The sequence below is a fragment of the Bacillus jepli genome (genome assembly GCF_047238305.1).
Classification (GTDB): domain Bacteria; phylum Bacillota; class Bacilli; order Bacillales; family Bacillaceae_L; genus Ferdinandcohnia.
Genome location: NZ_JBDFMO010000001.1, coordinates 221503 through 241863 on the forward strand (window position 1 = coordinate 221503; position 20361 = coordinate 241863).

The following is a 20361-nucleotide window of genomic DNA, read 5'->3' on the forward strand; positions in this document are numbered from 1 at the left end:
AAGGGAGGGATTATTGTGGATAAAAAAATCAATAGAGAACAAGTTAAGAATTTGGTAGAAGCTTCTGTTTCTTCCTTTGCAACAGCATTTGCTGAGGCCTTTTCGAACTCCTTTGCAGAAGGCATTAAAAAAGCAGCCGCAGCAGAAAAAAACAATCCAGCATTAGCGCAACTAAATGCGCTTGCACCAGTCATTGCTGAATCCTTTGCACAAGCATTTTCAACCGGATTTTCTGAAAGTCTAACAACACTATCTCAACAATCAGGTTCTGATAAATTCTCTGATAAATTCTCTGACAAGTTCTCTGACAAATTCTCTGACGATGCAGCTGCTAGAAAAGCAGATGACTCAGAAGATTGATCTAACTAGGGACAGGTGCGTGATCCCAGTCCACAACACGGGTGGGACGCGGTACCTGTCCCTATGTCCCAAAAAGTCATATTCGTCATTTTTCAGTAATATACGTCATAAAACAACCTTGGATTCAATCCTGTCAATAGGTATATCTGAGTAGTTTTTTCCTATAATGACAAAAATGAACAACAAGCTCATTTCATCAAATCTATTTATTTTCAACTCTCGTTTGCTGTTAAAATAGTAGGATTGTTACAGAAGGAAATGTCTTCCTCCAATATTACAAAAATCACATGCTATGATTTTATTGTATCTTGATACACAACAAGGAGGACTAAAAATGAAGAAAACAATACTATCTTTAGCAGTAGCAGGTGCGTTATTAGTAACTGGACCATTAGCTAGTTCTGCGGAACAAGTAGATGGTTCTACTAAAAATGTATATGAAGGTCGTTATGTTGTATCTGTTAACAACTCTACAAATTGGAATGATCTCATTCAAAACTTACTAAAAAAATATTATTCTCAATACGGACAAACTCAAGGGAAAGTAGAGCAACCTACACAACCAGTTAAAGTGCCTACAGAACAAAAAGTAGAAGAGCCTGTTCAGGAAACTCCTGTTGCTCAACAGCCTGTCCAACAGCAACCAGCAGAACAAACAAAGGAAACAACAAAACAAGCTACTTATTCATTAAGCCAGTTTGAGCAGGAAGTTGTCACATTAACAAATAAAGAACGTGCAAAATACGGCTTACAGCCCCTCAAAATTGATTTGAAATTAAGTGAGGTGGCGAGAACAAAATCTTCTGATATGAAGAAGAATAGCTATTTTTCTCATACAAGCCCAACCTACGGATCTCCATTTGATATGATGAAACAATTTGGCATTCAATACCGTGCGGCTGGTGAAAATATTGCGAAGGGGCAACGTTCCCCACAAGAAGTTGTCAATGGGTGGATGAATAGTGAAGGGCATCGCAAGAACATTTTAAGCTCAAACTTTACTCACATTGGCGTTGGACATGTAGAGGGTAACTATTGGACACAGATGTTCATCGGCAAATAGGTTGATACTTTAATTAAAATGGCACTCAGCGAAGGACGTTGAGTGCCGTTTTTGGTTTTCATTCAGTTGTAAAAAAACTACTTATTAATCAGTGATACAGCCGCGCGTAAGCCAAGATAGTAGCTGTCAATTCCAAATCCACAAATTTGACCTTTTGCAATTTCTGCAAAAACAGAATGATGCCTGAATTCTTCTCGAGCATGAATATTGGACATATGAATCTCAATGATCGGCACTTCGAGAATCTCTAGTGCATCCCTCAATCCGTAACTATAATGCGTCCATGCTCCTGCATTTATCATCACTGCATCTTTTTTTTCAAAATAAGCCCTATGGATTCTTTCGCACATCTCACCTTCATGATTGGTCTGAAAGCTTTCGATCTCGACGCCAAGCTCGTTTGCCAGTTCTTTAAGTCCTGCATCAATTTCCTCTAACGTCACCGTACCATATTGAACAGGGTCTCTTTTTCCAAACATGTTATGATTAATTCCATGTAGCATCAGAATTTTTTTCATTTCTTCTTCCCCTAACCAATGAATTTAGAGTTTTTAAACACCCTCTAAGTATAACTTGTAATAGAATTTTCAGGCAATAAAAAGAGATTTATCTTTGCTCAATCCATCAAGTTCCATTATGAATTTTCAAAATAATCAAGATCGAATTTGATATTTTCTTTTGAAAATCAAAAAACATATGATAGTATTTATTAAAATAAACCATTAAAGTATATGAAACTAACAATAGGAAGTGCCGAAGTGAATAATCAAAGTATTTCATTAAGAGAAAAGAGTATCGTTTTCATCGGTTTTATGGGCGTTGGAAAAACAACGATTGGTAAACTCGTTGCCCAAAAATTATTTCGAAGTTTTGTAGATATTGATCAAGAGATTGAAAAAGAATACAATATGCCAACTTCAAAAATTTTTAAGCAAATTGGAGAAAAGGCGTTTCGAGAAAAAGAAAAAGAAGTTATATCAAACTATTGCACTCAAAAGTTAAAAATTATTTCTCTTGGTGGTGGTGCCTTTTTACAAAAGGAGATTAGAGATATTTGTTTGAAAAACTGTATTATCTTTTATTTAGACGTTTCCTGGGATTCTTGGAAGGAAAGAATCGACATATTGATTGATAGCCGGCCCGTTTTACAAGGTCGCACTTTACAAGAAATTGAAGAACTATTTAGAGAAAGACAAGAAATATATTCATTACACCATTCCAAATTAAATACTGACAACCATGATGTTGAGGAAATTGCAGATTATATTATCGAATCATTAAAGTTAGCTTGGGAATTATACGATTAAAATAGAAAGAGGGTAGCCCCATCTAATCGGGCACACCCTCTTTCCTCTTATTTCCTAGAATAATAGCAATAGTTTAAGCTATCTCTAATACCTTCATCACTGCAGTTTCCCTCTACATAAGATTGAAATTTCTTCTACTACCTCATCTCCAGAAACTAGATAGGCGTGATCATAGAGGTTACAGACTGGGCAAATATGATTTGGTATGATTTCAAGCTTTTCACCAATTGCAACTTGATTTCTGAATTCTTCATTATAGATGATTGCATGTTCATCATACACTTGGTCAATATGTACACCGTAGTTTTTAATATAGCCTAAACCAGTAGTTGCACAAATTCCTTGGCTTCGTGACTGCATCGTGATTCCTTTTGCCCCAACGTCGGTAATGACTCGTTCACTTGTTGGTTTACTGATGACTGTTGTTAGGACACTCGCTGCACATCTATCATATGTACCAATTGCATTTCCTTGTGAGACATCCATAAGGATATACGTTCCGATACGGAGTTCAGTTACTCCCTCCATGACTCCAAAATCATGCATGAGCGGTGGTGTAGAACCAATGCTGACCGTTTCCAATGGGCAGCCTAATTTTTGCGCAAGATGAGCAAAATGAAGAGTACGTTTTTGCGCTGCGTTGTATAGTTCGCGGCATTCCTCTAAGTCTTTTGCTTTGTATGTGTGGCCATCATGCGAAAAGATTCCTTTTAAATTCACATGGGAGCAATTTTTAATATATTCTACTAAACGTATATAATCGCTTTCTTCAATTACTCCAGAGCGGTTTTCCCCCACTTCAATTTCAATCAGAACTTGCGCTGGCTTTTTGCTGTCACCAAACACCTTTTCTATCGTTTCACACTGTTCAATACTGTCCACACCAAAGGAAATATCAATGGTTTCTGCGAGCTTCTTGATGCGATTTAATTTAACTTCCCCGACGATTTCATTCGCAATAAAAATATCGTTTAATCCATTTTCAGCCATGACTTCTGCTTCTCCAACCTTTGCGACGGTAATGCCTTTGGCACCTGCATCTACTTGTAGTTTCGCAAGAGCAGGCATTTTATGCGTCTTTGTATGTGGACGAAGGGTAACACCATATTTAGTAGCATAGGATTGCATTCGTTCAATGTTATCCATCATGATTTCACGGTCAATAAGTAAGGATGGCGTATCTAATTGATTCTTTTTCATCATTATCTCTCCTTAAAAAAATCGATTCTCTCAATGTAAAAGTCTAATTGCTTTTAAGACCTGCCCCACATAAAGGAAAAACAATTTGTTGGTCTTTTAATTCAGGGTATTTCTCAATATAGTGTAAGTATCCAGCGTAATTAGCCGCGGAAGTGATCTCCACATAAATGCCTTTTAATGCGAGCTGCTTCCTGGCTTCTATGATACTTTCCTCGGACACACCGATTATATCTCCTTCTGTTGCTCGTATCGCTTGTAGGATTTCTGTTCCTCTTGCCGGTGCAGCAATTGCAATACCCTCGGCCAAGGTTCCTGTATGTTCAATAGGTTCAACCGCATCCTGACCTTCCTCGAAGGCTTTCATTATTGGAGCACAAGCTTCTGCTTGGACGGCAAGGATTCTAGGCATTTTCTCGATTTGCCCATTTGCCACTAACTCTTGAAAAGCAATATACGCTCCCATTAAGAGGGTTCCATTCCCTACCGGAATAATAAACGCTTCAGGCATTTTGTTATTCATCTGCTCAAACACTTCATACACATACGTTTTCGTACCTTCCCAAAAAATCGGGTTATATATATGACTTGCATAAAATGAACCTGTGCTTTCCACCATGGCAATCGCGGCACTCGCTGTAGCTTCTCTCGTTCCTGGTACCTTATGAATGACCGCACCATGTGCTTCAATCTGTGCTATTTTTTTACTAGAGGTCGATGCAGGAACGAAAATATCACATTGGATTCCAGCCCTTGCCCCATATGCCGCAATGGCAGTTCCGGCATTTCCGCTACTGTCTGCAACAACTCTCTTAATACCTAACTTTTTCGCCATGGCAATGAGAAGGACAGCACCACGATCTTTGAATGATAGCGTAGGCATATAATAGTCAGCCTTTGCTGTGACATTTTCAGCTATTTTGATAAGTGGAGTATCTCCTTCTCCAAGCGTAATCTCCTGCCATACATCTTCCTTTTCAAAGGGGAGTGCATCGATATATTTCCAAAGAGAGTGATTTCGAGAAGTGGCTGTTTCCGTAAAATCAACGGCCTTTTTCTCATATTCAAGGTTTAGTAGACCTCCACAATCACATTTCCATTTATTACTTTCCAACGGATATGTTGAATGACATTCCTTACAAATATAGTTCATCTTCACTCTTCCTTTTCTTAATCAATATAGGCAACGGCCTCAAGTTCAATTGAATATCCATAGTGTAGTTGATTAGTAGGAACAACAGCTCGTGCTGGCTTATGGTCACCAAAGTACTGTTTATAGATGGAATTGACAGTATCCCATAACGAAATATCTGAAATATAAATGGTGACCTTCATGATATCCTCTTTCTTTGCACCTGCTGAATCTAGTACATGGTCTAAGTTTGCCAACACTTGGTTTGTTTCGGCAGTAATATCACCACTCGTCCCTTCACCTGTAAAAGGATCAACCGGAAGCTGTCCTGAAATAAAGAGGAAATTGCCCTTTTGTGTTGCAGCGGAATAATGCCCAGGGTTTGGCTTTGCACCCTTAATTGAAATGAACTTCATACGAATTCCTCCTAGAGCTTAGAAATTTTTATATAGTAAATGGACAGGTACGTAACCTATCTTTTATTACTTTTTTCTTTAATTTCTTCGATATAGCTATAAACTGTGACTTTGGAGATATTTAATTTCTCCGCAACTCTATCGATCGTTCCACGGATTAAAAAGATTCCTTTTTGCTCCATAAACCGAACCATCTCTACCTTTTCATCACGTCTGAGCTTTTCAACCGGCTTATTACCAATAATTTTGTCGATTAAATCATGAGCAATCTCCTGTATATGCTCCGTTTCATTCGTTTGGTCACGCTGGTAATGTTGATTTGGTGGTAAGTCAGGATTTTGAGGAATCAAGCTGCTTAGCCAGTTGATATTTTCTGTAATTCGAGTCGTATCAATATTTATACATAGTGCACCAATCACTTTTTTGTCAGGATTTCTAATTAACAAGGTAGAAGATTTTATTAATCTACCATCTTCAGTCTGAAAATAATAATTTGCTGAATAATCATTCGTAAAGTTTTGAGAAAGCAACACATCCGTAATGAGATGGTTAAAGCTTTGTCCCACTTGCCTTCCGGTTACATGATTGTTGACAGTGTATACAACAGAGCTTTGAGGAACAGTTAAATCATGCAAAACAACTTCGCAATCATGCCCAAATGTTTTGGCGATCACCTCTGCTACTGGAATGTACTGTTCATGTATTGAATTCATTAAAAAATTCCTTTCCATTGTCGAGTTAATTAAAATATATATAATTTTTTATATATAATCAATAACTTTTTATACAGCCAATCCTTTATACCTTCGTTTTCCATTTATTTCACAAAAGACTATTGACTATTTCTATTAATTTTTATATAAAAAGATTAAGAAATTTATAAATTTTTATATTTTTTAACTCTATCTTTCTGAATCTTTACAAAGATAGGACTTGTTTGACTAATTAAAAAGGAGGTTATTATGAAAAAGATTGGTTTGCTTTCACAGATTTTAATTGCATTTATTCTAGCTATTATTGTTGGGGCTATCGTTGGGCCTAGCGTTGAGGTTGTTAGACCTCTTGGTGATTTATTTTTACGTATGATTAAGTTCATTATCGTTCCTTTGGTTCTAGCTTCTCTTGTTGTGGGTGTTGCAGGTACGGGGGATATTAAGAAGATTGGACGAATGGGCGGAATTACATTTTTCTATTATTTATTAACTACGGCTTTTGCAGTAACCATCGGATTAATTATTGCAAATATCTTCTCACCAGGTAAAGGCTTGGATATTGTCGCTACTACGGAAAAGGCAGATCCAGCAGAGGCTCCAGGAGTAATTGATACCTTATTAAATATCATCCCTACGAATCCAATTGCTTCATTAGTAAATGGGGATATGCTTCAAATCATCTTCTTTGCCATCTTCCTCGGACTAGGTATTACGATTTTGGGCGATAAGGCAAAGACAGTTTATAATTTCTTTGATGAACTTGCTGAAATTATGTATAAAATAACTGCCATTGTGATGAAGTTAGCTCCAATCGGGGTTTTCGGTTTAATCGCACCAACTGTCGGAGAATACGGAGTATCTGTACTTCTTCCACTTTTAAAAGTTATATTAGTCGTTTATCTCGGATGCATACTTCACGCTGTAATCACTTATTCGATCTCTGTCAAGGTTTTCGCAAAGATGAATCCACTGAAGTTTTTCAAAGGAGTTGCACCAGCTAGCTTGGTAGCATTCAGTACAACAAGTAGCTCGGGTACTTTGCCAATAACCATTAAAAACACGGAAGAAAACCTCGGTGTTTCTAGAAAAGTAAGCAGCTTCGTTCTTCCATTGGGAGCAACTATTAATATGGATGGAACCGCCTTATATCAAGGTGTATGTGTTTTATTCATTGCACAGTTTTTTGGTATAGATCTCTCTTTTGCACAACAGTTAACCATTGTATTAACGGCAACTCTTGCTTCCATCGGTACAGCAGGGGTACCAGGAGCTGGTTTAATTATGCTTACGATGGTCGTTACTTCAGTTGGACTTCCAGTAGAAGGTATTGCCCTTATTGCAGGTATTGATCGAATCTTGGATATGATTCGTACTTCTGTAAACGTCACAGGTGATGCTTCTGCTGCAGTTGTAGTGAATGCCATTGAAGAAAAACGAGAATTAAAAGTATCGAATGAAGTAAGTGTATAAATCTATCGAATTAAATTAAATGAACTGGTTGTTGGGGATTTGGGAGTAAATCTTCAACAACCAGTTTTTATAAGGCGGAGTAAAACATGACAAAAACACTAGGAATAATAGGTGGAATGGGACCCCTTGCAACAGTTGATTTAATGACAAAAATCATTCGATTAACACCTGCCCAGGTAGACCAAGGTCACATTCATATGATTGTTGACAATTACCCACAAATACCAGACCGGACATCCGCGATAGTAGGAAAAGGACCAAGTCCTCTTCCTTTTATGATTGAATCTGCAAAACGATTAGAGACGGCTGGGGCAGATTGGATAGCGATAGCTTGTAACACTGCTCATTTTTATGTAGATGATATCCAGGCTTCGGTCAAAATCCCACTTATGAATATGCCAAAAGAAACTGTCAGATTTATAGAGAAAATAGGCTTCAAAACAATGGCATTGTTAGCTACTGACGGCACAATGGCAACGAATCTATACCAAGAGTCCTTACACGAACGAGGAATTGCTGTTCTAGAGCCCGATAAATTGACACAAGAAAATGTGATGGAGGGAATCTATGCAGTAAAAAGTGGGAAGCTAGAAAAAGGAAAGAAGTTATTGCTCCAAGCATCAAAAACAGTGATAGATCAAGGAGCAGAGGCAATCATCGCGGCATGCACTGAAATTCCACTTGTTTTAACTGAAGTAGACGGGATTAAAGTGATTGATCCTACAGAAATCTTGGCGAAAAAGATTGTAGAGTTCAGTTTAGCCCCTAAGATTTTAGAATAATAGTTGCTTAGTAAGTAGGACACTAACCAACTATTTTAATAGATAAAATGGACTGCATTGCAATGTGCAGTCCATTTTTTATCAATAGTTTATTTTATTATTTGCTTTATTTGTTTTTTATTTCCTTTGTTTAGGATATTATCATAATCGATATATTCATAGATATCATCTGAAATATTACTACTGAATGTAGCTAATTCATCCACTGTTAGATCTTCAATGCCTTTCTTGTTCTGTTCACAATAGATAATGATTTTCCCTACGATTTCATGCGCATCCCTAAAGGCAATTCCTTTACTGACTAAATAATCTGCAACCTCAGTAGCATTTAGAAAGCCAGCTTTTATGGCTGCTTTCATGTTATCTTCTTTAACATGGAGAGTGTCAATCATTTTCGACATTATCTCTAGACAATCCATAACCGTATCTAGGGCATCGAAAAATTGCTCTTTATCTTCTTGCATATCTTTATTATATGTGAGTGGCAAACCCTTAAGAGTTGTTAATAAGGATAAAAGGGAGCCATAAACTCTTCCTGTTTTTCCTCTAATAAGTTCTGCAGCGTCAGGGTTTTTCTTCTGTGGCATAATACTACTACCTGTTGAATATGCATCATCCATTTCAATAAACTGAAATTCCTGGCTACTCCAAAGTATAAGTTCCTCGCTTAATCTACTTAAGTGCATCATTGCGATAGAAAAGCTCGACATAAGTTCAAGCAAATAATCACGATCGCTCACGCCATCCAAAAAATTGTCTACAGGCTTTGAAAAACCTAATAGTTCAGTCGTTATTTGCCTGTCAATATTATGCGTAGTGCCTGCTAATGCTCCACATCCTAATGGATTTTCATCCATAATATCAATGGCATTGTTTATTCTTTTTCTATCACGCTTAAACATTTGCACATAAGCACCAAGGTGATGGCTAAAAGTGACAACCTGAGCACGTTGCAAATGAGTATAACCAGGCATCATGACATTATTTTGAATTGCTTTATTATTTAGTGATTCAATGAGTTGCCCAAGGGCAGCCATGACTTCCTTTGCTTTTTGTTTAGCGTAAAGTCTCATGTCTACCGCTACCTGGTCATTTCTACTTCGAGCCGTATGCAGTTTTTTTCCAGTTTCACCGATTCGTTCAGTTAAGTTCATCTCGACAAAGGAATGTATATCTTCATAATTGCCTTCTACTTTTAAAGTCCCAGACTCGATATCTACCAAAATCGATTCTAGACCGTCTATAAGCAAAATACCTTCAGCTTCTGATAACAATTTACATTCTACAAGCATTTTTACATGGGCAATGCTTCCTGTTATGTCTTGATTGTATAGTCTATGATCGACAGGGAGAGAAGTATTGAACTTCTCCATAATTTGATCTTCCCGCTTTGTAAAGCGTCCGCCCCATAATTTCACTTATATGCCAACTCCTTCAGTTGCACCGTACTTCTTTTTATGATTCTTAGATAATATAAAAATAGTGATGACTAGCAAGGCTAAAATTAATAGTAAAGTTAACACACTGCCTGTAATCCCAGCAACGATATATCCAATTAGGGCAATCGATGAATTAAGCAGAGCATAAGGTAATTGTGTTTTCACGTGGTCAATATGGTCTGTACCCGCTCCTGTAGACGATAGAATAGTAGTGTCAGAAATCGGAGAACTATGGTCACCCATTATTCCACCCGATAGAACTGCCCCGATACAAACTAATAAATGGGCATCAAGTGTAACAGCCATAGGAATGGCAATCGGTAGCATAATCGCATAAGTCCCCCAAGAAGAACCTGAAGCTAAAGACATTAACACACCGACTACGAATAAAAGTGCTGGGATAATGAATGCAGGTACATTTCCATTCATTGCTTCCACAATAAAGTTAGCAGTACCCATTTCCTTCATAACCTTTCCAAGAGACCAAGCCAAAATGAGGGTAACAGCAACATAAACCATCTTTTGCATTCCAGTTGTATAAATAGTGAAGATATCACTGAATTTTTTCAATTTGTACACAAGCATTAAGATGATAAGCGTTATAGCTGCAAATAAATATGCTGTACTTAAGGAAACTCTAAAATCATTTCCTGGCACTGGATCAAATGGGAAGCCATAAGAAATCAACAAGCCAAAGAGGGTAACAAATAATACTAATAGAGGTAACCAAATCAAAATAGCATGTTTGTGTTCTGTTACTTCTTCATTATTCTCTACACGTCTTAGTGGCTTAGAAGTTGACCAGTACAATTCTCCTGTTGTTTGAACTCTGCGCTCAGCTTTTGCCATTGGTCCAAAATCTAACTTTGTAAGAGCAATTAAAGGGACCATCACAACAGCCATTATGGCATAAAACTGAAAAGGGATAACTTGAATTAGAGTGGTAAATTCAGATGTCGTAATATTTAATGCTTCATATTCCTTTTGAATAAGACCCATAATGTATACGCCCCATCCAATAAAAGGAACCAATACTGCGACAGGTGAAGATGTTGAATCAATGATCCAAGCGAGCTTTTCTCTTGAAATTTTCGCCTTATCAAAGATTTTTTCAAATACTGGACCCACGATAAGCGGTGTACCTAAATCGGAGAAAAAGATGATAATTCCTCCGAACCAAGCAGAAATTTGCGCCTTTGCTTTTGTATTAATAAAATTTATCGTATTTGCTGCAAGAGCAGCTCCCCCACCAGACTTCTCCATAAGCGCTACAAATCCGCCAATAAAGAATAACAATACAATAATAGCTGCATTGTAGCCATCGGCTGCAAGTGGGAAAAAGTAATTTCCTATTGTCTCTGTTGTTGCTTTAATAGGATTTCCTCCAACAAGAATAAGTACTCCTATAAAAGCGCCAAAGAATAGTGATACTACTACGTTTCTTGTTTTAATAGCTAGAATGATTGCAAGAATTGGTGGAATGATTGATATCCAGCCCATGTGTTCCATAAACATTTCCCCTTCTAATAAATAATCTATAATATCGTATAAATATAAATGGGTAAATTTTTAGAATTTGCCCTAAAATTAGATTATAAGGAACACTATCATGAAATGCAATAAACTATTTAAAAATAATTTTCTGAATTTATAACAAAAAATTAGAAACACTATATTTATGCGGTCTGATCATTTTTTGGTAAAATAGAATCATCATTTTATAACGAGGTGTCTATCAGATGGAAAAATTGATGTTTATCGAAACCGGGATGGGGATTGATGTTCACGGCCAAAATATTACGAAAGCAGCCATTCGTGCTGTAAAGAATGCGATTCATTTTAATTCAATGCCTGGCATTCGCTCAGTGTTACCAGGAAATAGCTTAGACAATATGGTAGTTAATGTAAAACTAGCGGTTCCTTGTGATAAAGAACAGCTAGATATCGATGCGGTTAAAGGAGCTATACCATTCGGAAAAGTCTCAGTAGAGGTTATGGACGGGGGAATGCTGACAACAAGCGGCATCGTACTTGAAGAGAAGGGCGATCAAAATGATTTAATGTACATTGTTGTCGCATCTGTCGAGGTTGGATATTAAAAAGGTATCCAAGGTTGTGGGACACACACATGTGTCCCACTTATACTCTAAAAATCCTACTAATTTCTGCGCTTAGTCCTTTAAAAATGAATGATTGTGCAGCCTCTTTATTCTTATAGGTAGCACTGTTACTAATATTATGATCCTCGAATAAGTAGACTGTTACTTCTTTATTGTCTGGATTGACTATCCAGTACTCACTCACACCTGTCGACATATAGAGATCTAGTTTTTTTATGAGATCCTTACTTCTGGTGCTTTTTGAAAGCACCTCAACAACAAGCGATGGAACCCCTTTGTAATAATCATTTTCATTTAAATTTTCCTCTAAATCACAAATCACCATCAAGTCTGGCTGAACAATATTAATATTTTCGGGTGTTCTTCTTAATTCAATATCGTATGGAGCAACCATTGGTGTACAATTTGTTCCTTGAAAAAAGATATAAAAGTTTCCAAATAACTCAGTTATAGCCATCTGATGTGCAGTTCTTGGAGATGCCAGCAAATAGATTTCACCATCTATATACTCGTACCTGTCATCTGATTCCTGTTGTAATGTCAGAAACTCCTCATATGTCGATTTTTTTCCATCAAAGCTATACTCCGGTGCCTTTTCATGTACCACTTCTGGCTGGATTTTATTTAATGTTTCTTTAACCGCTGTTAGTTTGGCAATTTCTGTACCATTACGTGTAACGATAATGTCCTCTTGTGCCGCAAGCATCAAATACTTTCCAAAATTATTTTGCAGTTCCGTCGAGTTTACAATCATTTCAGCGCCACCTCACATTAGTTAACTTAGCTAAAATAGCTACTTTAATTATATGGATTTTCTTTTCCATTTTCAAGAGTGACGGATAGTAATTAAAAGAATATCAGGCACCTAAACAGCGCCTGATATTCTTAATTCCATGTTATTTACTTGTTTCTCTTCGAATGATTGGAGCAACCTTGGTTGCTAATAATTCAATTCCTTTTGCCACATTCTTAAAAGGTTGCCCTCCTATATCTAACTGTGCAAGGAAACGTTGATGTCCAAAGAGTTCGTATTGTTGAAGGATCTTTTCAACGATCTGCTGTGGACTTCCCACAAACAAAGCTGTATCCGGACTGGCCATATGCTCAAAGTCTGCTTTTGACATCCTCGTCCCCATTCCGCGCTGACGGTTCACATATTCCCAGTAATTCGAGTAATAAGGGTAAAACTCATCTTTTGCTTGTTGCGTTGTTTCAGCTAGATATGCATGTCCGGTTACACCAACCTTCAATGTTTTTTGTGCATGTCCAGCCTCTATTCCCGCTTGACGATAAAGATCGACAAGTGGTTTAAACCGTCTTGGTGGTCCTCCTAAAATAGCTAAAGCCATTCCTACTCCAAATCTTCCAGCACGAACGGCACTCTCAGGTGTCCCTCCCACTCCAATCCAAACAGGTAGTTTCTCTTGTACCGGCCTTGGCGCAATTTGAGCATTACTTAAGGACGGACGGAAATTTCCTGACCATGTAACCCTTTCATGCTCGTTCAATTGCATGAGAAGCTCCATATGCTCTTCAAACAATTCATCATAATCATTTGTACTATAACCAAACAAAGGAAATGATTCGATAAAAGCCCCTCTTCCAGCTAGTATTTCAGCACGACCATCCGAAAGTAAGTCTAATGTAGCAAAATCCTCAAACAGACGAACAGGATCAAGCGTACTTAAAACACTTGTTGTACTGGTTAATCGAATCTGTTTTGTTGCTTGTGCAATAGCTGCTAATAGAACTGCGGGAGATGAAGAAGCATAATCCAGGCGATGATGTTCTCCTACCCCAAATACATCTAGGCCTGCCTCGTCCGCAAGTTTTGCGGCTTGAATGATTTCTTTTGTTCGTTCTTTTGCGGAAATTGTCTTTCCTGTTAGAGGGTCCGGACCAATATCTGCAAGTGTGTATATCCCAATTTCAAATCCATTTTTCTTATCAATCATAAAGGTTACCACCTTTTATTAGTTACTTTATGTAAGTAAGTATATTTATATAATAATATGATGTCAAGTAAGTACAATCCACTTCTGCCCCCTTTTGGAAAAGACGTTTTATTTTAAACCATATAAAAAGGGTTGCTCAAAAGTCAGTTTAGTGACCTTTGAGAACAACCCTTATTTTTATTCTTTTTTACTTAAAATATATAAACTATTTTCGTTTTAATATAATGTTTACTGTTCACTTTCTTTATCTATTTAATTTTACTCGTTGTAATCGTAATGCGTTTAAGACAACCGACACGGAACTAAATGCCATCGCGGCACCTGCTACCCATGGTGCAAGGAATCCTGCTGCAGCAATTGGAATCCCAATTGTGTTGTACGCGAATGCCCAGAATAAGTTTTGCTTAATATTTCGCATTGTTTTACGGCTCATTAAGATCGCATCCGCAATGCTATTAAGGTCACCACGAATGAGTGTAATGTCTGCAGCTTCAATTGCAACATCCGTACCTGTTCCAATCGCCATCCCAATATCAGCAGTAGCTAGTGCTGGTGCGTCATTAATACCATCACCAACCATCGCCACTTTTTTACCCTGCTGTTGTAGCTTTTTCACTTCTTCTGCCTTACCTTCAGGAAGTACTTCGGCAATAACGGAATCAACGCCTACCTCTTTCCCAATGGCTTGTGCTGTACGCTCGTTATCACCTGTCATCATAATGACTTGAATGCCCATGTCACGTAAGCGACGGATCGCTTCTCTAGATGTTTCTTTAATCGTATCCGCTACGGCAACTAAGCCAGCGTACTGGCCATTGATTCCTGCTAGCATCGCTGTCTTACCGTGAGTTTCTAACTTTTCCATCTCCGGTAAAACCGTTTGTATGTCTATCCCGTATTGTTGCATAAGCTTACGTGTACCTATAACAATTCCTTGGCCTGAAACCGTTGCAATGACACCATGACCTGGAATGGCTTCAAAGAATTGAACATTTCCAAGTTCGATGCCTTTTTCCTGAATACCCTCAACAATCGCTTGTGCCAGTGGATGCTCAGATTGTTTTTCTGCTGCACCAATCAAGGATAAAAATGTCTTTTCATCTTGACCATCGGCTACTAAAACATCAGTTAAAACGGGTTTACCATGGGTTACCGTACCCGTTTTGTCGACTACAACTGTATCAATACCTTGGGTTTGTTCTAAATGCTCGCCACCTTTAAAAAGAATGCCAAATTCAGCTGCACGACCGCTTCCCGCCATAATGGAGGTCGGCGTTGCTAACCCGAGGGCACATGGACATGCAATCACAAGGACGGCAATTAACACCTCAAGGGCTGGTGTAAATTCTCCCGGGTTTACCCAAATGATCCACACTAAGAATGCGAGGATGGCAATTCCTACTACAATCGGAACAAAAATACCCGAAATTTGGTCGGCTAAACGTTGGATCGGTGCTTTAGAACCTTGTGCATCCTCTACTACTTTAATGATTTGAGCTAAAGCTGTGTCGCGACCCACTTTTGTTGCTTTCATTGTAATGAAACCATTTTTGTTAATCGTTGAGCCATATAAGACATCACCTGACGTTTTATCGACTGGTAAGCTTTCTCCCGTTAACATGGATTCATCGACAGCTGTTGCTCCTTCGAGTACTTCCCCATCCACAGGAATTTTTTCACCTGGCTTCACTAAAATAGTATCGCCTATAACAACTTCCTCTAACGGAACTTCTTTTTCAGTTCCATCACGAACGACGATGGCTGTTTTTGCTTGAAGGCCCATCAATTTTTTAATCGCTTCAGACGAATGTCCCTTTGCTCTTGCTTCAAATAATTTTCCTAATAGAATGAGCGTGATAAGTACTGCACTTGTTTCAAAGTATAGGTGTGGACTGTGATGGGTCCCCGCTGTAACGATTGCTTGATATACGCTATAAAAATAAGCTGCTGATGTACCCATGGCGACGAGAACATCCATGTTTGCACTTCCATTGCGTAACGCTTTATAAGCCCCTACATAAAATTGTTTTCCGATAATAAATTGGACCGGTGTCGCCAAAATTAGTTGAATCCAAGGATTCATTAAGAAGTTTGGGACATATAAAAAGGATGTAAATGAAAAGTGCCCGACCATCGTCCATAAAAGTGGTAACGATAAAAGGGCTGAAATGATGAATTTTCGTTGTTGATCTTTAATATGTTTTTCGCGGTAGTCTACCTGCTCTTTATCCTCTTGTTTTTGGTGGACCCCATAACCAAGTTTTTCAACCTTTGCAATGATGTCTGCAATCGCTACTTCAGAAGGATTAAATTCAATTGTTGCTTTTTCAAGAGCTAAATTGACATTTGCCGTTGCAATACCATCCATCCGATTTAACCCTTTTTCAATTCGCGTTGCACATGCTGCACAGGTCATTCCAGTAATATCAAACTCAGCTTTTTGTTTCACAACACCATAGCCTAATGCTTCAATTTTCTTTTCAAAGTCAACTTCATTCAATTTTGAAGGGTCATATTTAATCGATGACTTTTCAAGTGCTAAGTTAACGGATGCCTGCTCGACACCCTCCATTTTATTTAGCCCTTTTTCGATACGTGTCGCACACGCAGCACAAGTCATACCGGAAATTTGTATACTTGCTTCTTTCAACTTACTAGCTTCTGTACTCATGATCTGTCCTACCTCCCTCATACCTCATAGGGGTATATTTTTACGAAAATGAGAGAGTGCTATGGAAGCACTCTTACTCTACATCATATCCTTGATCTTCAATGGTTTCTTTAATTTGACCAAGGGTAACTTTGGATTCATTAAAAGCTACTTCAACTAAAGCTTCATCTAACTTTACATTCACTTGATCAACACCGTCTAATTTACCAACGCTACCTTCTACAGCCTTTACACAATGGCCACATGACATTCCTTGTACGTTTAATGTTACTGTTTGCATATTTTTTCTCTCCTTTTAATGTATCGTTACATACTCCATTGGGGTATATATGACTTAAAAAATTTTATTTTTTCATAAGTTTTTGGATAGTTACAACTAATTCATCTAAAACCTCGTTGTCTCCCTCCGATAAACGGTCTACGACACACCCTTTTAAATGACCTTCTAAAAGAATTTTAGCCACACTATTTAAAGCGGATTGTGTTGCAGAAATTTGGGTGATCACATCATCACAGTAAACGTCTTTGTCGATCATTCCTTTAATGCCTCGAATTTGACCTTCGATACGATTTAAACGATTTGTTAAATCCTTTTTGACTCGCTCAGGATGATGACTTTTACGTCCGGACGTTTCACAATCTGTATGACAAGCTACTTCTTCGGCTTTATTTTCCATAGCACAACCTCCTAACCTAACTTCACCTTACCATACCCCTGTTAGGTATGTAAAATGTGAAGTAGCAATGTTTTTTAGAAAATTTCCTTTAATTGAGAAATGGACCTTATACATAAACAATATGACTTTCAACATCTCAAAGTATCATTTTTACCTTCTCGTCACAACACGCATTAATCGAAAACTTTCTAATAATAAAATGCACATACTTAGCCATAGTAATGAAACTACAAAACATAATATAAAAGAGTTTCTTATAACATCGTTTGTATTTGAAATGACATAAACAAACGATAGTTTACGCTTGTCAAAATTCAGTGCATAGTGCTTAATATATAAATAAAGGAGGGGATTGTTATAAAAAAATATATTCCGATTTTGTTATTTTGTATCACTTTAATATTATCGGCTTGTACTCAAAGCGAAGAAGATACACAAGAATATTCAGGAATTATTGGTGATGGAAAAGCTATGGGCTATGAGTACGCCGTAACCAAAGAGGAAAATTCATTCTATTGGAAGGTTGGATACAAAGGAGATATAACTACTATCGAAGAAAGTATCGACAATAAAAATGAATTACAAAATTTTATGATGGCTGTGAGCGATAGTAAATTGATACTTTCAAAACTAATCATATCGCTATCATATTTTTTAATTGTTGCGGTAATTTCGTTCTTCCTTTATAAGAAGAACAGAAAAATACTTAAAGATGGTGCAATTGTAATTGTTTTAGCGAGTATTGTTGTATTATATATTGCCATTGATGCCTCAGTTGATTTAAGTATCGAACTACAAGATGTAAAACTTCACTATCTAAGGCTAACTAATTGAGATAATGGGGAAACCCCATAAAAATATGGTTTTCTTTAAGTTTGCCTAATTATCAACATTTATTGTAACAGAGCCTTTCAATATAAATATTGTAATCCAAAAAACAGGGTCTGCCCACATTGCAGTTAACCCTATTACACGAAATGAGTTGGCTCCTTTGTTCCTTATCTCACTGTACAAACCAGGCAAATTGACGAAGAGTGGTTTCGCTTGTAATACGTATACGTTTTAATAGTAATAATTCATTGGGTTTTCCTTTACTAATAAATTTACCAGGTTTTGTTGTAACTGCAAATGTATAGTAATTCTTAGTTTCTTCAACAACTTTATCGTTAAATTGACCTGCCGGATACGCGATTGCTATCACAGGATAACCAGTCAGATTTTCAATTTTTTGTTTGGAAGCATTTAGTTCGTTCTCGTAATTAGAGATAATCGGGAGATCCGCATGAGACATCGTATGGGATTGAATAGAGAAAATACCCGAACTCACCATTTGTTTTATATCTTCTGATGATAACCAATATGGCGATGCACCAATTCGACCTGCGACAACAAATTCAGTAGCTCTGGGAAGAAAATTCTCGTCTTCTAATGATTGAAGGACTCGGAGTGCATTCATATTGTTCTTCATTCCATCATCAAATGTGACCAAGATTGGTTTGTTCACCTTATTCCTTTCCCCCCACTGTTCAAATGTTAGAAGGGTATATTTATTTTCTTTTAAATACTTCATTTGAGACTCAAAATTTGTAGGTGAGACAAATAAACCTTTTAAACCCTTCCCTTTATATTCATCGATAGCGTGGTACATCAAAATTGGCACATGTTGCTCAAAACAAAATGTGTTCTGAGCAATGAGCTTTTTCATCCCATTTAGATCAACTCTGTAAGCTTCAATTTGATATTCTCCACGCTTCCCTAAAAACTCACCTGTATCAAACAATAATGAAAAATTTCGATTCTGATCAGTAGACGTAAATCTTTTCATCGTGAATGGACCGTCTACTGTACGCCAAATATGGTAATCAATTTGATTTGTATTTTCTTCTTTAAGCCCAACCGTCGTAATGGTTGTTTTTGTTGAATTGTATGTAATCGGCGCAATCGAAATAGTTGCCATCGGATAATAAACATTTCGCTTTATTATTTCTTCTTTCTCTTGAATTAAAGTAGAAGGATATGTCGTTATTTCAAATGAACCCTGTATTTCCTGCTTCCTATCAATTGCAGCAATTTCGCTATTAGTAAGTAGGAATATTGCAAGAAAAGAAACCAAAAAAATTCTAAACATACCACCCATCCTTACTTTAAATCACTCATTTTAGTTTGTGAGGTGGTGTGAATATTTACAAGTGGGTAATTTTGGAATAAAAATTCAGAATCCATGGCTAACATGAACCCCACTTATGTTTTGCCGCAACATATGTAATATTATTTGGTTGTGGGCAGAAACCACTAACAGAAGAAATAATAATGATTGACCCACTATTTCCTTGCTTGATCATTATATCTAGTAAAGTCTTTTTGTATAACTTTCATCAAGTCTTTCTTGAATGGATTCAACAGTGCTATTAGGGAGCTTTGCGTGTTCAAATAGTATTTTGGAAGCAGATGGTAATCTGGCTTTGTCAGCCCAAGTATTTGGATTCCATAGCCCTGATCGTTTAAAGGCTTTTGCACAATGAATGAAACATTCTTCTACCTCTACACCGATACCCAAAAGAGGACGTTTATCCTTTACAGCCATTTCCCCAAGCAATTCTTCATCTTTTACTATTGTTGCATAGCCATTAATTCTTAGCGTCTCTCCAAGCCCAGGGATTAAAAAGAGAAGACCTATCTTGGGGTTGGACAGGATATTACGCAAAGAATCTATTCTTTTATTGCCTGGTCTTTCTGGTATGATTAACTGTTTTTCATTTAACACAAGAACAGATCCTGGCTGGTCTCCCCTTGGTGAAACATCACAAAATCCAAATTTATCAGACGTAGATAGAACGACAAACGGTGATTTAGAAATAAACTCTTTACAATGATGATCAATATATGTAATACCCTTATTTTCTACCAGCTCACTTGGAAAACCTATTATCGAACGTAGTTCTTCCTCTGTTTCAACTGAATTTTTAAATGCCCCACTTTTTATCAACGAGTTCACTCCTCATAAACGGATTACTAAACCCCATTGTACCACTAAAGTTCATAATTCTCTTTATATTCGC

At 37.3% G+C, this 20361-nt stretch carries 22 protein-coding genes; 7 read left to right on the top strand and 15 right to left on the bottom strand.

Translation table 11 applies throughout. The annotated features are described in order from the left end of the window. The first annotated feature begins 15 nt into the window (after window positions 1-15). Both ABC371_RS01095 and ABC371_RS01100 read left to right on the top strand, forming a co-directional pair. Window positions 16-360: a hypothetical protein gene (locus tag ABC371_RS01095; protein ID WP_412895174.1), complete on the top strand. Its 345-nt coding sequence runs from the start codon at window positions 16-18 to the stop codon at window positions 358-360. Between the two features lie 334 nt (window positions 361-694). Beyond that, a complete protein-coding gene (locus tag ABC371_RS01100; protein ID WP_412895175.1) occupies window positions 695-1423 on the top strand; it encodes a CAP domain-containing protein in 729 nt (242 codons plus the stop codon). 77 nt (window positions 1424-1500) lie between these two features. Here ABC371_RS01100 and aroQ read toward each other — a convergent pair whose 3' ends face one another. Continuing rightward, window positions 1501-1941 carry a type II 3-dehydroquinate dehydratase gene (gene aroQ / locus ABC371_RS01105; RefSeq protein WP_412895176.1) on the bottom strand — a complete coding sequence of 147 codons (441 nt, stop codon included), beginning with the start codon at window positions 1939-1941 and terminating at the stop codon, window positions 1501-1503. A 294-nt stretch (window positions 1942-2235) separates the two neighbouring features. Here aroQ and ABC371_RS01110 point away from each other — a divergent pair, with 294 nt between their 5' ends. Next, the gene (locus tag ABC371_RS01110) at window positions 2236-2730 is read left to right on the top strand and encodes a shikimate kinase (protein ID WP_412899238.1); all 495 of its coding nucleotides are present in this window, start codon (window positions 2236-2238) and stop codon (window positions 2728-2730) included. A gap of 96 nt (window positions 2731-2826) precedes the next feature. Here ABC371_RS01110 and ABC371_RS01115 read toward each other — a convergent pair whose 3' ends face one another. Genes ABC371_RS01115 through ABC371_RS01130 form a run of 4 tightly spaced genes read right to left on the bottom strand, consistent with a single transcriptional unit; the run spans window position 2827 to window position 6188 of the window. Next, complete coding sequence (locus ABC371_RS01115; protein WP_412899239.1) at window positions 2827-3930, bottom strand: D-TA family PLP-dependent enzyme; 1104 nt, start codon at window positions 3928-3930, stop codon at window positions 2827-2829. Between the two features lie 43 nt (window positions 3931-3973). After that, the gene (locus tag ABC371_RS01120) at window positions 3974-5080 is read right to left on the bottom strand and encodes a threonine synthase (protein WP_412895177.1); all 1107 of its coding nucleotides are present in this window, start codon (window positions 5078-5080) and stop codon (window positions 3974-3976) included. 17 nt (window positions 5081-5097) lie between these two features. After that, entirely contained in the window at window positions 5098-5475 is a 378-nt protein-coding gene (locus tag ABC371_RS01125; RefSeq protein WP_412895178.1) for a RidA family protein, read from the bottom strand. Window positions 5476-5531: 56 nt separating this feature from the next. Next, window positions 5532-6188, bottom strand: a complete 657-nt coding sequence (locus tag ABC371_RS01130; RefSeq protein ID WP_412895179.1) for a helix-turn-helix transcriptional regulator — start codon at window positions 6186-6188, stop codon at window positions 5532-5534. A 249-nt stretch (window positions 6189-6437) separates the two neighbouring features. On the opposite strand from ABC371_RS01130, the gene ABC371_RS01135 reads away from it, so the two are divergent. Both ABC371_RS01135 and cuyB read left to right on the top strand, forming a co-directional pair. Then, window positions 6438-7658 (top strand): dicarboxylate/amino acid:cation symporter, encoded by a 1221-nt coding sequence (locus tag ABC371_RS01135; protein WP_412895180.1) that lies wholly within the window; start codon window positions 6438-6440, stop codon window positions 7656-7658. An 86-nt stretch (window positions 7659-7744) separates the two neighbouring features. Then, on the top strand, window positions 7745-8440 hold the full coding sequence (gene cuyB, locus ABC371_RS01140) for a cysteate racemase (protein ID WP_412895181.1): 696 nt from the start codon (window positions 7745-7747) through the stop codon (window positions 8438-8440). 89 nt (window positions 8441-8529) lie between these two features. Here the strand turns inward: cuyB and argH are convergent, their stop codons facing one another. Together argH and ABC371_RS01150 are read right to left on the bottom strand one after the other, a co-directional pair. Beyond that, entirely contained in the window at window positions 8530-9858 is a 1329-nt protein-coding gene (gene argH / locus ABC371_RS01145; protein ID WP_412895182.1) for an argininosuccinate lyase, read from the bottom strand. Continuing rightward, on the bottom strand, window positions 9859-11388 hold the full coding sequence (locus ABC371_RS01150) for a Na+/H+ antiporter NhaC family protein (RefSeq protein WP_412895183.1): 1530 nt from the start codon (window positions 11386-11388) through the stop codon (window positions 9859-9861). Between the two features lie 230 nt (window positions 11389-11618). Here ABC371_RS01150 and ABC371_RS01155 point away from each other — a divergent pair, with 230 nt between their 5' ends. Further along, entirely contained in the window at window positions 11619-11978 is a 360-nt protein-coding gene (locus ABC371_RS01155; RefSeq protein WP_412895184.1) for a Lin0512 family protein, read from the top strand. Between the two features lie 40 nt (window positions 11979-12018). Here ABC371_RS01155 and ABC371_RS01160 read toward each other — a convergent pair whose 3' ends face one another. From ABC371_RS01160 to ABC371_RS01180, 5 genes are all read right to left on the bottom strand, one after another. Further along, window positions 12019-12753 (bottom strand): type II toxin-antitoxin system prevent-host-death family antitoxin, encoded by a 735-nt coding sequence (locus tag ABC371_RS01160; protein ID WP_412895185.1) that lies wholly within the window; start codon window positions 12751-12753, stop codon window positions 12019-12021. 142 nt (window positions 12754-12895) lie between these two features. Beyond that, a complete protein-coding gene (locus tag ABC371_RS01165) occupies window positions 12896-13954 on the bottom strand; it encodes an LLM class flavin-dependent oxidoreductase (protein ID WP_412895186.1) in 1059 nt (352 codons plus the stop codon). Between the two features lie 244 nt (window positions 13955-14198). Then, entirely contained in the window at window positions 14199-16625 is a 2427-nt protein-coding gene (locus tag ABC371_RS01170; protein ID WP_412895187.1) for a heavy metal translocating P-type ATPase, read from the bottom strand. 73 nt (window positions 16626-16698) lie between these two features. Beyond that, window positions 16699-16905, bottom strand: a complete 207-nt coding sequence (gene copZ / locus ABC371_RS01175; protein WP_412895188.1) for a copper chaperone CopZ — start codon at window positions 16903-16905, stop codon at window positions 16699-16701. Between the two features lie 64 nt (window positions 16906-16969). Next, a complete protein-coding gene (locus ABC371_RS01180) occupies window positions 16970-17302 on the bottom strand; it encodes a metal-sensitive transcriptional regulator (protein WP_412895189.1) in 333 nt (110 codons plus the stop codon). Window positions 17303-17773: 471 nt separating this feature from the next. Between ABC371_RS01180 and ABC371_RS01185 the strand changes: the two genes are divergently transcribed. Then, a complete protein-coding gene (locus tag ABC371_RS01185; RefSeq protein WP_412895190.1) occupies window positions 17774-18136 on the top strand; it encodes a hypothetical protein in 363 nt (120 codons plus the stop codon). Window positions 18137-18305: 169 nt separating this feature from the next. Here the strand turns inward: ABC371_RS01185 and ABC371_RS01190 are convergent, their stop codons facing one another. From ABC371_RS01190 to ABC371_RS01200, 3 genes are all read right to left on the bottom strand, one after another. Next, a complete protein-coding gene (locus ABC371_RS01190; protein ID WP_412895191.1) occupies window positions 18306-19430 on the bottom strand; it encodes a polysaccharide deacetylase family protein in 1125 nt (374 codons plus the stop codon). A gap of 97 nt (window positions 19431-19527) precedes the next feature. Then, window positions 19528-19644 carry an SDR family NAD(P)-dependent oxidoreductase gene (locus ABC371_RS01195; protein ID WP_412895192.1) on the bottom strand — a complete coding sequence of 39 codons (117 nt, stop codon included), beginning with the start codon at window positions 19642-19644 and terminating at the stop codon, window positions 19528-19530. Window positions 19645-19649: 5 nt separating this feature from the next. Beyond that, the gene (locus tag ABC371_RS01200) at window positions 19650-20288 is read right to left on the bottom strand and encodes a pyridoxamine 5'-phosphate oxidase family protein (protein WP_412895193.1); all 639 of its coding nucleotides are present in this window, start codon (window positions 20286-20288) and stop codon (window positions 19650-19652) included. Between the last annotated feature and the right edge of the window lie 73 nt (window positions 20289-20361).

Excerpts from the sequence above, each read along its gene's own strand:
- ABC371_RS01100 (WP_412895175.1), top strand. The coding sequence starts at position 695 with ATGAAGAAAACAATACTATCTTTAGCAGTAGCAGGTGCGTTATTAGTA.
- aroQ (WP_412895176.1), bottom strand. The coding sequence starts at position 1,941 with ATGAAAAAAATTCTGATGCTACATGGAATTAATCATAACATGTTTGGA.
- ABC371_RS01110 (WP_412899238.1), top strand. The coding sequence starts at position 2,236 with ATGGGCGTTGGAAAAACAACGATTGGTAAACTCGTTGCCCAAAAATTA.
- ABC371_RS01115 (WP_412899239.1), bottom strand. The coding sequence starts at position 3,930 with ATGAAAAAGAATCAATTAGATACGCCATCCTTACTTATTGACCGTGAA.
- ABC371_RS01120 (WP_412895177.1), bottom strand. The coding sequence starts at position 5,080 with ATGAACTATATTTGTAAGGAATGTCATTCAACATATCCGTTGGAAAGT.
- ABC371_RS01125 (WP_412895178.1), bottom strand. The coding sequence starts at position 5,475 with ATGAAGTTCATTTCAATTAAGGGTGCAAAGCCAAACCCTGGGCATTAT.
- ABC371_RS01130 (WP_412895179.1), bottom strand. The coding sequence starts at position 6,188 with ATGAATTCAATACATGAACAGTACATTCCAGTAGCAGAGGTGATCGCC.
- ABC371_RS01135 (WP_412895180.1), top strand. The coding sequence starts at position 6,438 with ATGAAAAAGATTGGTTTGCTTTCACAGATTTTAATTGCATTTATTCTA.
- cuyB (WP_412895181.1), top strand. The coding sequence starts at position 7,745 with ATGACAAAAACACTAGGAATAATAGGTGGAATGGGACCCCTTGCAACA.
- ABC371_RS01150 (WP_412895183.1), bottom strand. The coding sequence starts at position 11,388 with ATGGAACACATGGGCTGGATATCAATCATTCCACCAATTCTTGCAATC.
- ABC371_RS01155 (WP_412895184.1), top strand. The coding sequence starts at position 11,619 with ATGGAAAAATTGATGTTTATCGAAACCGGGATGGGGATTGATGTTCAC.
- ABC371_RS01160 (WP_412895185.1), bottom strand. The coding sequence starts at position 12,753 with ATGATTGTAAACTCGACGGAACTGCAAAATAATTTTGGAAAGTATTTG.
- ABC371_RS01165 (WP_412895186.1), bottom strand. The coding sequence starts at position 13,954 with ATGATTGATAAGAAAAATGGATTTGAAATTGGGATATACACACTTGCA.
- ABC371_RS01170 (WP_412895187.1), bottom strand. The coding sequence starts at position 16,625 with ATGAGTACAGAAGCTAGTAAGTTGAAAGAAGCAAGTATACAAATTTCC.
- copZ (WP_412895188.1), bottom strand. The coding sequence starts at position 16,905 with ATGCAAACAGTAACATTAAACGTACAAGGAATGTCATGTGGCCATTGT.
- ABC371_RS01180 (WP_412895189.1), bottom strand. The coding sequence starts at position 17,302 with ATGGAAAATAAAGCCGAAGAAGTAGCTTGTCATACAGATTGTGAAACG.
- ABC371_RS01185 (WP_412895190.1), top strand. The coding sequence starts at position 17,774 with ATGGGCTATGAGTACGCCGTAACCAAAGAGGAAAATTCATTCTATTGG.
- ABC371_RS01190 (WP_412895191.1), bottom strand. The coding sequence starts at position 19,430 with ATGTTTAGAATTTTTTTGGTTTCTTTTCTTGCAATATTCCTACTTACT.
- ABC371_RS01195 (WP_412895192.1), bottom strand. The coding sequence starts at position 19,644 with ATGATCAAGCAAGGAAATAGTGGGTCAATCATTATTATTTCTTCTGTT.